The organism is Fodinicola feengrottensis (genome assembly GCF_010993775.1).
Taxonomy (GTDB): Bacteria; Actinomycetota; Actinomycetes; order Mycobacteriales; family HKI-0501; genus Fodinicola; species Fodinicola feengrottensis.
Genome location: NZ_WOTO01000070.1, coordinates 1 through 11965, shown reverse-complemented (window position 1 = coordinate 11965; position 11965 = coordinate 1). Strand labels below are relative to the sequence as shown.

Genomic DNA, 11965 nt, shown 5'->3' with positions numbered 1-11965 from the left:
CTGCTAGAAAGGCCGCGCGAAGGGATTCATCCGGTGGACGTCGGGTATTCGCGCTCGAGCGTCACCCGATCACCGATCGTTAGCCTTCGTGCGTTTCCGGTGGATGTCCGGGCCGGGTGGCGTCCATCACGCCGTACCGGGTGCCCTACCGGCGCGGATCCACAAGTAGACTCGGTCGCTAGTCAAAAAAGAAGCCTCAGCACCTGGGAGAGTTGTGTCTCGACGCCTGTTCACCTCGGAGTCCGTCACCGAGGGCCACCCGGACAAGATCGCGGACCAGATCAGCGACGGCATCCTCGACGCGCTGCTCGCGCAGGACAAGCGTAGCCGGGTCGCCGTGGAGACGCTGCTGACCACCGGCCTGGTGCACGTGGCCGGCGAGGTCACCACCGAGGCGTATGCCGACATCCCCAAGATCGTCCGCGAGACGATCCTGGAGATCGGCTACGACTCCTCCCGCAAGGGCTTCGACGGTGCGTCCTGCGGTGTCAGCGTGTCGATCGGCTCGCAGTCGCCGGACATCGCGCAGGGCGTCGACTCGGCGTACGAGGCGCGGACCGGCGAGAGCGTCGAGGACGCGCTGGACCGGCAGGGCGCCGGCGACCAGGGGTTGATGTTCGGGTACGCGAACGATGACACCCCCGAGCTGATGCCGCTGCCGATCGCGCTCGCGCACCGGCTTGCCCGGCGGCTCACCCAGGTCCGCAAGGACGGCGTGATTCCCTACCTGCGGCCCGACGGCAAAACCCAGGTCACCATCGAGTACGACGGCACCAAGGCGGTGCGTCTGGACACGGTCGTCGTCTCCAGCCAGCACGCCGCCGACATCTCGCTCGAAGAGCTGCTGCAGCCCGACATCGCCGAGCACGTGGTCGCGCCCGAGCTGAAGGAGCTGGGCCTGGACACCAGCGACTACCGGCTGCTGGTGAACCCGACCGGCCGCTTTGAGATCGGCGGCCCGATGGGCGACGCCGGCCTCACCGGCCGCAAGATCATCGTCGACACGTACGGCGGCTTCGCCCGGCACGGCGGCGGCGCCGCCTTCAGCGGCAAGGACCCGTCCAAGGTCGACCGCTCCGCCGCGTACGCGATGCGGTGGGTGGCCAAGAACGTGGTCGCCGCCGGCCTCGCCGCCCGGGTCGAGGTCCAGGTCGCGTACGCGATCGGCAAGGCCCAGCCGGTCGGCCTGTTCGTCGAGACCTTCGGCACCGAGACGGTCGCGCCGGCCAAGATCCAGGACGCCATCACGTCCGTGTTCGACCTGCGCCCGGCCGCGATCATCCGCGACCTGGACCTGCTCCGCCCGATCTACCAGAAGACCGCCGCGTATGGCCACTTCGGCCGTGAGCTGGACGAGTTCACCTGGGAAGAAGACCGACCGCGCCGACGCTCTGAAGGCCGCTGTCACCAACTAGTTTCTCGGGTTTCTCCGCTGCCGACAGCTCACAGTACGAGAAGCGCCGCCCGGGACTCCCGATCCGCCGGGCGGCGAATCGGGTGGTGATCATGGCGGATGACGAGTTGGCGCGCTGGATCATTCATGGAGCGCGCGCAGGGCGCGGCTGAGCGTCGGGTCGGTTGAGCTGCCGGACGGTGTCCGGTTCGAGCAGTACGTCATACGCGGCCCCGCTTAACCATGGGCCTCATTCACACATGCCTCTGCGCCAGTGCGGGTAACCAGGCATATTCGCCTGAGATCGCGTGGAACCCGACCCCCTGGTCGTCTGTCATCCCCTGTGACACTGCTTCTGAACTCGACAAGCGGGGGGACGATGAGCGACCGGACACGGACGCCGACCTCGATCATCACATCTTCCGGAACACCTACAGACGCTTGCTGGTCAGCATGTACGCGCTGACCGGCAACATGACCGAGGCGCAGGACGTGGTCGCAGAGGCGTTCGTACGGGCCGTGTCCAAGCGCGAGAACATCCTCGCGGCGGACAGCCCGGAGGCCTGCCTGCCGCGCACCGTCGCGAGGAACATCGCGGTCAGTAGGTGGAAACGCGCGAAAACACCTGGCGTTGCTGCTCAGACGCGCGGCCGACCCTGATCCGGTGGTCGACGGAGCGTCGCCCGACCGGGTCGCGGTGATGGCCGCGATCCGCCGGCTGCCACGCCCGCAGGCCGAGACTGTGGCGCTGCACTACATCGCCGACCTGCCGGTCGTCGACATCGCGGCCACCCTCGGTGTCTCGCAGGGCACTGTCAAATCGCGGCTGTCCCGCGGCCGTGCCGCCCTCGGTTCGCTGCTCGCGGACGATCTGACCAAGGCAGGTGCATAGATCATGACCACTCCAGCAGATTTTGTTGACGTCCGCGAGAAAGTCGACGAGCTCGGTGCTTTTCCCGACCTCGCGTCGATTCACCGCAAAGGCCTGACACGGCGCCGGATCCGCCGCCAGAGCTGGGTGCTTGTCCCGGTCGCCATCGTCGTGGTGGTGGCACTCGCCGCCTACGCGGCGCCGCGGCTGGGCTCCGACACCGATCGGACGCTGCCGCCGGCCACCGCTGTGTGGGCGCCGCCGACGGGTACTCCGCCGCTGCTGCCGCCGGCCGTACACGGGCCGCTGCACGGCGTGAAGATCCCGGCTGACCAGCGGATGGAGCTGATGTCGAGCGGGACCGCCGACGAATGGCGGACATATGCGCTGACGCGTACGAAGGACGGGAAGTTCGCGCTGACGCGAACGCTCGACGGCGGCTACACCTGGCAGGCGTGGACCCTGCCGGCGGAGATCCCGAAGCTGGTGAACAGTGTCGACGGAACCCCCAGTGAGCCGGCTGGCCCGGTCGCCGGCGACGGCCAGACAGTGACCATCGGCGACTACGTGAGCCTGGATGGAGGCCAGAGTTGGACGCGGCGGTCCGCGCCTGAGGCCACCGTCGACCAGGTTCCGTCCGGCTGGCGGGCCATCACCTACCTCCACGTCACGAACGGTGGAACTCTCGGGCTGGCGGCGCAGGACCCGGGCAGCGGTGCGCGGAAACCACTCGCTCACCAGCCGCCGCTGCAGGTCGTCGAGGACGACAATCCAGGGAGTTGGTGGCAGCCCGGCGGTCACCTGCGGCAAGCCGCCGACGGATCGTTGTGGACGCTGGTGAACAAGGAGGTCATCCGTACGTCCGCCAGCAAGGCACCGGCCTCGCATTCATCGCCTGCGATCAGCCATGACGCAGGCCGCAGCTGGAAACTCGCCGATCAGATTCCGGCCGACATTGTCGATGTCGACGGCCGGACGGCGTACGCGATCGGACGGACCGGCGCCGTTTATGTTTCGACGGACGGCGGCGGCAGTTGGGATCGGGTTTCCGCCCATGGACTGCCCAATCGCCAGATCGGTGGCGGCGCGCTGCGGTCCGACGGATCACTGCTGGTCCGGGCGTACGCGCCAGGGCAGCCTGACGACGCCCAGGTCTGGATCAGCAAGGACGGTGGCCAGACGTTCGCCCAGGCCATCGGGGCCGGCCACGTCCAATGGCTCGGCGACACCGCGGCTGGCGGCGTCGTAGCGAATGTCCGGGTCGAGAAGGACCCCGACAAGCAGGTGCCCGCCGTGTGGCTGGTCAGCCAGGACGGCTTGCATTGGAACGCCGCACCCGAACCACCCGCCGTCTACGTCGTCCCATCCCGCGGCAAAACAGTCGGCGGCTGACTCTCGATCCAGGAGAGTCCGCCCGAAGGGCAAGGTCTTGACTTTGATCTTCCCCCGAGCAACGAACCGGTGGATGTCGGCTGGATACACGAAAGGCTCCAAGACGGCCGCACGCCCATACCGTCCGACCGGTCGGTATGGGAATGGCGGCGGGGGCACGTATGGTGAGCCGCAGGATGACGGCGATCGATGGGAGAGGCGTATGCGGGCCTGGCAGGTTCAGGAGCTCGGGGAGCCGGCGAAGGTTCTGAAGCTCGTCGAAGTCGACGACCCGACGCCAGCGGCGGGGCAACTGCTGGTCAAGCCGCTGGCCGCGGCGGTGAACTTCCCGGACGCGCTGATGTGCCGCGGGCTCTACCAGGTCAAGCCGCCGCTGCCGTTCACGATCGGCCAGGAGATGTGCGGCGAGGTCCTGGAGGTCGGCGAAGGCGTCACCGGGTTCAAGCCGGGGGACCGAGTGCTGGGCGGAGCGCCCGGCGCGTTCGCGGACCTCACGCTGACCGGCGCGATCGCCGCCTTCCCCGCACCAGCGTCGCTGACCGACGCGGAGGCGTCCGCGCTGTTCATCGGCTATCAGACCGGCTGGTTCGCATTGCATCGCCGAGCCAACCTCCAGCCGGGTGAGACTCTGCTCGTACATGCCGCGGCCGGCGGGGTCGGTAGCGCGGCCGTGCAGCTGGGCAAGGCGGCCGGAGCGCGGGTGATCGGCGTGGTGGGCGGCGAGGCGAAGGCCGACTTCGCCCGGCAGCTGGGTGCGGACCTGGTCATTGACCGCAAAAAGGAAGACGTCATTGCGGCCGTCAAGCGGCGACGGACGGAAAAGGCGTGGACGTCGTGTACGACCCGGTCGGCGGTGACGCGTACCAGCAGTCCACCAAGGTGATCGCCTTCGAGGGCCGGATCCTGGTGATCGGGTTCGCGAGCGGCACCATCCCGACGCCGGGCATCAACCACGCGCTGATCAAGAACTACTCGATCGTCGGCCTGCACTGGGGCCTCTACACCCAGCGCGCGCCGCAGCTGGTCGCCGAGTGCCACGCCGAGCTGACCAAGCTCGCCGACGCCGGCGCCATCAAGCCGTTGATCACCGAACAGATCCCCTTCACCGAGGTCCCCGACGCCGTCCAGCGCCTAGCCGACGGCAAAACCGTCGGCCGCTTGGCCGTCGTACCCGCCTGAACCTTTGGCCGCGATGCCTCTTGCGTGCGTCTGGCCTGGTTCCGCTGAATTACCCGCTACAGCGCGAAACTTCGGCGTTGAGTGCGGCACAATGTCCCGCACTCGATGTCGAGTGCGGGATTTTGTGCTGCAGTCGATGAGCCAAGAGTTGTCCAATGGCAAGAAAAGTGTGGCGTTCGGCGAGTGCCACAGAAATTGCGTCGCTCGGCGGAGCGGTTTTGGTGTCAGAGGGATCAGAGGTCGGCGAGGGAGGGGAGGAGGTCGGCGGCGGCCTGTACGTCGGCGGTCAGCGAGCGGTCCGAGAGGTCCGCGTCCAGGACTGCGCAGGCTTGGTCGAAGGCGGTACGGGCGGGGATGTCCAGCATTTCCGCGTGCCGCATCCGGAGCGCGCGTACGGCTGCGACCAGCTCGCAGGCGAGGACCTGCTGGTACGCGTCGGCCGCGGCGGCGGTCTGCCGGGCCGCCTGGGTGGAGAAGCTGGCGTGGTCCTCCATTCCGCGGGACACCACGGCCGTCCCGAGCGACACCGGCAGCGCGGCCTGCCGCAGCTGCGTGAGCATGTCGTGCGCCACGTACTCCAGGATCATCACCCCGGAGCTGCCCGGCGGGCCGGCCGGCCGCGAGGAACGGCGACAGGCCGGTGAAAGCCGGCTCGACCAGGTCGCCGAGCCGGGCCGCGGACAGCTCGGCGACCGAGTGCAGCGCGGACCGGACCTGGTCGAGGGCAAGCGCCAGATATGCCGTGTGGAAGTGCGCGTGGTGGAACACGTTCCCGTCCGCGACGGACACCATCGGGTTCTCCGCGCTGGCGTTGATCTCGATTTCCAGCACCTGCTCCAAATACCGCCGAGTGTCCAGCGCCGGCCCTTGGACCTGCGGAAACGCCCGCAGGCCGTACGGATCCTGGAGTCGGCTACCGGGTTTGGTGACTCCGTGCATGCCGAGCAGCCGGCGAATCTCGGCGGCGCATTCGACCTGGCCGGGATGTGGCCGGGCCTCGTGGACGGGCGTCGCGTACGCCTCCGGTGACCCGTCCAGCGCCACGTACGAGAGCGCCGCGACGCAGTGGCTGGCCCGCAGCAGCCGGTCGAGGCCGACGCACACCAGCGCGGACTCCGCGAGAGTGGCCGCGTTGCTGCTCATAAAGGCAAGCGCGTCACCGGTGTCGATCGGGATCGCCGGCAGGTGGCCGACCGCCCACGGCCGCTCGCCGGCCAGCGCCAGCCCGGTCTCGGCCAGCGCGGTCAGGTCGCCGGTGCCAATCGCGCCGAACCGGTGGACGAGCGGCAGGGCGCCGTCCGCGAGCGCCTGCGCCAACGCCGTCGGCAGCCGCGGATGGGCGCCGGAACGGCCGGTGGCCAGCTGGTTCAGCCGGATCAGCAGCATCGCTCGTACGTGCGGAGCCGGCAACGGACTTCCACCGCCGCCGGCGTGGCTGCGCAACAACCGCAGGCCGTAGTCGCCGGCGGCCTCCGCCGGGACCGCCTCGTCACGGTTCGCGCCGACGCCGGTCGTACGTCCATAGACGTGCCGGCGGGTGGCGAGGTCGCCGGCCAGCTGCCACGACTGTTCAGCCCGGCTGACCGCCTCGTAGTCCAGCTCGACCCGCGCCTGCCCGTCCCCACCAGCGCGACCTCGGCGCAGGTCAACGCCCGCCCATCCACCCGTACGACAGCTTCAGCCATCTCTACGGCATACCAGGGTCCCCGCGTACCTGCGCGGGGACCCGCGGCACTGTACTTAGGACGGTCTGTCGCCCGATTGCCGGCTGAGCACCACAACCTGCAGGATGACCAACCCGATATGCGCGACAGTCGACAAAATGCCGGGCACCACCATGCCGAAAGCCGGATAGCTGCGCCAGAAGAAGATGTTCGCCGCTGCCAGCAAAAACGTGCACCGACACAGCGAGGATGTGATTCGCCGGGCGATATGCCTTTGACCGCTGGGAAAACAGCGTCCAACCAATAATCAACGCGAGACCGTGCGCCTCAGCGAAGCCGATCGTGTACGGCGACGAGTGGAAGGCGGCGGCGTACAGTCCGATTCCGAAGTAGCCGGACAGTTCCAGGATGACCTGAACACCCCCGACGACCATGAGAAACATGCCGTTGATGGTCAGCGCGCGCTGGACCAGAACACTGCTCGCGGTGGGCGTGGACGTAGTGACCACAACGACTCCTTAACTATCCGTCCGCCTCTAGGAGAGCTTGGAGGTCAGGTAGGCGGTGATCTGGTCAGCGGAAACCGGCTGGGAGCGGTAGGCGAGATACGAGTCGGGCCGGACGATGAAAGCGCTGGCCTTCTCGACGGCGTACGTCTTATGGACCTCGCGTTCGAGGTCGCCGATGACCATGGGGTGGTCGGCGAACCGCTCCGCGCTGACAACCCGAGCGCGTACGAGATCGCCGAAGTCCGCTTCCAGCTTGGTCGCGATGCGGGCCAACTCGATGCTGGTCATCGAGCCTTCGTCGTGCCCGGTGAAAAGCAGGACGGTGTGGTGGGTGCCGCGGAACACGTCGTACATCCGGCCGGCCGTGCCGTCGATCTGGACGTCAGCCTCGCGAGCCCGCTCGCCCGGCTCGGGCGCCTCACCCCAGTGGGTGCCTTCGGACAGGTTGAGCGGCGACTTGGGGTAGTGGACGGCCAGCTGGGAGAGGATGCCGGCGAAGAAGCGCCGGAACGACTCACGGGTCAGCACCGTCTTGGCCAGCGTCGGCGCGAGGAACTCGCGCATGAACGCCTGCGCGGCGCCCTGGCCGGACGCGATCTGGAACATCCGGTCGCTGGTCTTGAGCAGCTGGACGCCGACCGGGTGCCGCTCGTCGTTGAAGCTGTCCAGCAGGACCTCGGCGTTCGCGCCGGTGACCACGCCACGCTGCACCAACGCGAGCTTCCACGCGAGGTTGTACGCGTCCTGGATGCCGGTGTTCATGCCCTGCGCGCCGGCCGGGCTGTGTACGTGTGCGGCGTCGCCGACCAGGAAGATCCGGCCGTCGCGATAGCGCGGCACCGAGCGGCGGTGGATCCGATAGCGGCTGACCCAGTACTCCTCGACGACCTTGGCCGGCACCGACGCGCGGTTGTCCAGCATCGCCTGGAATTCCTCGTGGGTCGGCTCGCTGTACTCGCCGGAGTGTCCGGTCTCCGGAGTCTTGACATTGCCGAAGATCCGGTAGCGGTCCTGGCCCGGCATCGAGAACGCGGCCATGATGCCGATCTTGGACGGGAAGACGTAGAGGTCGCCGTGCGGCAGCTCCCAGTCAAGCTTCGCGTCCGCCATGATGAACTCTTCTTCGTACGTGGAGCCCTCGAACGGGATCCCGCTGGCTTTGCGGACCGCGCTGTGCGCGCCGTCGCAACCGATCACGTAACCAGCGCGAATGGTCTGCTGGGTGCCGTCCCCACGACGGGTCGTGACCGTCACGCCGGTGTCGTCGGCGATCATGTCGATGACCGCGAGGTCGCGCTCGATCTCCAGGTCGAACTCGGCGAGATGCTCGGCCAGCACCCGCTCGGTCTCGTTCTGCGAGATGGTCCAGGAACTGGGGTAGTGGCTGCGGATGTCGGGAGCGGTCAGCAGGCCCCTCAGGTCCATCCGTACGTCAGCCGAGCTGTTGGTGAACAGGATGTGCAGGCCCGGCACCTCCTCGCCAGCCGCCTGCATCGACTCGATGATCCCCATGTCGTCGTAGAGCTCCTGCGTACGGGCCTGGACGACAAGCGCCCGGGACGTGCGCGACGCCTCCGGCGCCCGGTCGATCAGCCGAATGCTGTCGCGTACGCCGTGCCGGGCCAGCTCACGCGCGATGGTCAGTCCGGTGGGTCCGGCGCCGACAATCAGGATCGGTACGTCCACATCGGTCATCTCTGCCTCCATTTAATTCATCTCGCAATGAATTAAAGGTACGACCAAGCGAGGGGAGCCGGCAAATGGGAGGAAAAGAGAATGCCCGATCAGGCAGCTGCAGGCGGCATCGTCAAAATCGTAACGAATACCACTATTCGCGACAAGTCGCGGCCAAAACTCAGTGGCCAAGACTCAGTGGTGGCTGGTGGTGGGCAGGTCCAGCCGTGCCAGCAACGCGCGGAGGTGATCCGCCTCCGGGTCACCGCGATCGACGCAGACGTGTAGCGCCTCGGTCCACACCGCTCGGGCTTCGCCGGACCGCCCATCTGCGAGCAACTGCTTGCCCAGGCTGCGCCGGATGGCCACCGCCAGGGTCGTGACGCCGGCCTGTTCGGCCTGGTGAAGGGCATCCTGATAGATGGCGATCGCACCGGCCAGGTCGCCCTGTCCGGCGTACGCGTCCGCCTCGGTCTCCAACGTGTACGCCAGTCGGGCCGGCTCGTTCAGGTCGCGGAAGATGGCCGCTGCGCGCCGCGCCTGCCGGGCCGCGTCGGCGTACCGGCCGAGGCCGTTGAACGCGACCGCCAGGTTGTTGAGCACCATCGCCTCGGAGCCGCGCGGCTCCGCGTCCGGACACAGCACCAGCGCCTGCGCGAGCGTCTCGTGCGCTTCCTCGTACCGGCCCGAGAGGTTGTAGCTGGAGCCGATGTTGATCAGGCACATCACCTGCTCCACCGGCGCGTCGAGCCGCTCGAACAGCAGCAAACGCCTGCCGGCAGGCGTTGATCGCGTCGTCGATGCGGCCGGTCCTGCTGTACGGGGTGCCCAGGCCGTTAAGGACCTTCGCCTCCAGGAACGGGTCGCCGGCCAGGCGCGCGGACCGGACCGCCACCTCACCGATCCGGAGCATTTCGGCCCAGTGCCCGCGGATGTAGCGGTACGACCAGCCCAGCTCGCCGAGCACCGCGGCGTGCCGGTGCGAGCCTCGTTCGACGGCGAGGTCGACGGCCGCGGTGATTGCCGGCCGCTGGCTGTCCCACCAGCCGATGGCCCGCGGGTAGTCCTCGAAGACCGCCGGTGTGACGCCTGGGTGCGGCGCCGGTAGCCGCATTCCGTTCCGTGGGGTATTCGCTGAGCCGCTCGCGCGCGTTGGCGGCGGTGTGCACGTACCAGTCCAGTAGCCGGTCGATCGCCGCGCTGCGGTCCCGGTCGGTCAGCTCGGTCTCGGCGACTTCGCGCGCGTACTCGCGGAGCAGATCGTGGAACTCGTATCGGTCGGCGGACCGCCGTTCCAGCATGCTGGTCGAGACCAGCTCATCCATAAGGGCGGCCGCGCGGCGGTTGTCGAGGCCAGCCAGCGCGGCTGCGGCGCCGATGCTCACGTCGTTGCCGGGATGCAGTCCGAGCAGCGCGAACAGCAGCGCGGCCGGCGCGGCGAGGGCTTGGTACGACCACGAGAAGACCGCCCGCAGGTCCGTTGGGGCGTCATCGAGGGCGAAGGTGTCCAGTCGGTGCCGCTGGTGGTGCAGGTCGCTGAGCAGGTCGCCCAGTGGCCGGCTCGGATGCCGGGCCGCGGGTTCGGCGGCCAGTCGTACGGTCAGCGGCAGCCGGTCGCACAGCTCGACGATGCCGGCCGCCGCGGCCGGCTCTCGGGCCACCCGCTCGGCGCCGACCGCGGCCGACAGCAGCGACAACGACAACGCCTCCGGCGTGGTCAGCTGCCCGACGGTGATCCGCTGGGCGCCTTCGCGGGCGGTCAGACCGCGCAACTGGCGACGGCTGGTGATCAGCACCAGCGAGTCGCTGCCCGGCAGCAGCGGGCGTACGTGGTCGCTGTCCCGAGCGTTGTCCAGCAGGATCAGCAGCCGCCGGCCGGCCAGCTCGCTGCGGAACGCGGCCGCCCGGGCGTCCAGGTCGGCCGGGATCCGGTCCGCCGGCACGTTCAGCGATCGCAGCGCGGTGTCGAGTGCGTCGGCCGCGGGTACGGGTGCGCCGGGGCCGAAGCCGCGCAGGTTCAGGTAGAGCTGGCCGTCCGGAAACCGGTCGCTGACCCGGTGCGCCCAGTGCACCGCGAGCGCGGTCTTGCCGATCCCGGCGGCGCCGTCGATCGCCGAGATCACCACCGCGCTCGGCGTCCGGCCGGCGACCGGCTGGATCAGCGCGTCCAGGGTGGCCAGGTGGTCGGCCCGGCCGGCGAAACCGGCGATGTCCGACGGCAGCTGCCGCGGCGGGCGTACCAGCGCGGTCGGCGAGGCCGGTGCGGTCTCCGGCACACGCCAGCGACGACGCTCGGTCTTCGAGGATGGCCTGGTGCAGGTCGGCGAGATCCCGGCCGGGATCCAGACCAAGCTGATCGCGTACGGCGGTGGCCACCGACCGGTACGCCTCCAGCGCGTCGGCCCGCCGGCCACCGCGATGCAGCGCCAGCATCAGTCGCTGCCAGAGGGCTTCCCGGAGCGGATAGGTGCTGGTCAGGCCGCGCAGCTCGGCCAGCACCTCGCGGTGCCGTCCGTTGGCCAGGTCGAGATCCAGTCGACGTTCCAGCGCTGACAGCAGGTCTTCGGTGAGTTCGGCGGCGGCCTCGCGTTGGAGCAGGTCGGACGGCACGTCACTGAGCGGGTCGCCGCGCCACAGGGCCAGCGCCTGGTGCAACAACTCCAGCTCAGCCGCCGGCTCGCCGGCGGCGCGGGAGGCTCGCAGCAGGTCGCGGAACCGCAGCGCGTCGACCGCCAACGGATCGACCCGGAGCAGGTAACCGGGTCCGACGGTGACGATCGTGTCGGTGCCGAGCTGGCGGCGGAGTCGGGCCACCACCGTCTGCAGGCTGTTGCGGCTCGGCGGCGGCTCGGGCCACGCGTACTCGGTGAGCGCCCGGTAGGAGACGACCCGGTTGGCGGACAGCGCGAGCGCGGCCAACACCGACCGCTGGCGGCCCTGCACCACCGCGGGTTCCGCGTTGACGAGCACTTCGAACGGGCCCAGGACATGAAACGCCAAAGACTCGCTGATCAAGGCCTGCCTCTCGATCCACCGGAACCGCAGTCTAGGCCGTGTTGAGTTCATCTTGTCTTGACGTGTGGTGGGCCGCACCAGTTTGGTCGCGGCGGTTCGGTCGTGGGCCTCTGGTAGACCTGGGTGCGTGAACGAGGGGGAGGGGCAGCTCGCGCTGCGCGGTCTGGCCGTGCGCCCAGCGCGCCGCAAGGCCACGGCCGGAACGGAGCCCGACTGAGCGGCTTGCCGGTCGCCCGGGTGGCCGGGGACATGTCGCTGGCGCACCTGG

At 69.0% G+C, this 11965-nt stretch carries 8 protein-coding genes and 4 pseudogenes; 5 read left to right on the top strand and 7 right to left on the bottom strand.

The features are described 5' to 3' along the window. Window positions 1–214: 214 nt before the first annotated feature. The 5 genes and pseudogenes from metK (at window position 215) to GNX96_RS41755 (ending at window position 4835) form a co-directional block, all read left to right on the top strand. A pseudogene (gene metK, locus GNX96_RS41775) lies at window positions 215–1415 on the top strand (methionine adenosyltransferase). Window positions 1416–1834: 419 nt separating this feature from the next. Continuing rightward, entirely contained in the window at window positions 1835–2053 is a 219-nt protein-coding gene (locus GNX96_RS41770; RefSeq protein ID WP_279582908.1) for a SigE family RNA polymerase sigma factor, read from the top strand. 4 nt (window positions 2054–2057) lie between these two features. Beyond that, window positions 2058–2285, top strand: a complete 228-nt coding sequence (locus GNX96_RS41765; RefSeq protein WP_279582907.1) for a sigma factor-like helix-turn-helix DNA-binding protein — start codon at window positions 2058–2060, stop codon at window positions 2283–2285. 3 nt (window positions 2286–2288) lie between these two features. Then, window positions 2289–3656, top strand: coding sequence for a sialidase family protein (locus GNX96_RS41760; protein WP_163573113.1), 1368 nt, complete (start codon window positions 2289–2291; stop codon window positions 3654–3656). 202 nt (window positions 3657–3858) lie between these two features. Continuing rightward, window positions 3859–4835, top strand: a pseudogene (locus GNX96_RS41755) (NADPH:quinone oxidoreductase family protein). 233 nt (window positions 4836–5068) lie between these two features. Here the strand turns inward: GNX96_RS41755 and GNX96_RS61850 are convergent. The 7 genes and pseudogenes from GNX96_RS61850 to GNX96_RS66330 form a co-directional block, all read right to left on the bottom strand. Further along, a complete protein-coding gene (locus GNX96_RS61850) occupies window positions 5069–5395 on the bottom strand; it encodes an aromatic amino acid lyase (protein WP_313885925.1) in 327 nt (108 codons plus the stop codon). A 106-nt stretch (window positions 5396–5501) separates the two neighbouring features. Continuing rightward, window positions 5502–6392: pseudogene (locus tag GNX96_RS61845) on the bottom strand (aromatic amino acid ammonia-lyase); the annotation flags it as partial. A 130-nt stretch (window positions 6393–6522) separates the two neighbouring features. Then, entirely contained in the window at window positions 6523–7008 is a 486-nt protein-coding gene (locus tag GNX96_RS41745) for a hypothetical protein (RefSeq protein WP_163573112.1), read from the bottom strand. A 27-nt stretch (window positions 7009–7035) separates the two neighbouring features. Further along, on the bottom strand, window positions 7036–8715 hold the full coding sequence (locus tag GNX96_RS41740; protein ID WP_279582906.1) for an FAD-dependent monooxygenase: 1680 nt from the start codon (window positions 8713–8715) through the stop codon (window positions 7036–7038). Between the two features lie 162 nt (window positions 8716–8877). Then, window positions 8878–9450, bottom strand: coding sequence for a tetratricopeptide repeat protein (locus GNX96_RS41735; protein WP_163573110.1), 573 nt, complete (start codon window positions 9448–9450; stop codon window positions 8878–8880). Window positions 9451–9578: 128 nt separating this feature from the next. Further along, entirely contained in the window at window positions 9579–10958 is a 1380-nt protein-coding gene (locus tag GNX96_RS59250) for an NB-ARC domain-containing protein (protein WP_279582905.1), read from the bottom strand. Window positions 10959–11043: 85 nt separating this feature from the next. After that, a pseudogene (locus GNX96_RS66330) lies at window positions 11044–11748 on the bottom strand (AfsR/SARP family transcriptional regulator); the annotation flags it as partial. Window positions 11749–11965: the final 217 nt, after the last annotated feature.

Excerpts from the sequence above, each read along its gene's own strand:
- GNX96_RS41760 (WP_163573113.1), top strand. The coding sequence starts at position 2,289 with ATGACCACTCCAGCAGATTTTGTTGACGTCCGCGAGAAAGTCGACGAG.
- GNX96_RS41740 (WP_279582906.1), bottom strand. The coding sequence starts at position 8,715 with ATGGAGGCAGAGATGACCGATGTGGACGTACCGATCCTGATTGTCGGC.
- GNX96_RS61850 (WP_313885925.1), bottom strand. The coding sequence starts at position 5,395 with ATGCTCACGCAGCTGCGGCAGGCCGCGCTGCCGGTGTCGCTCGGGACG.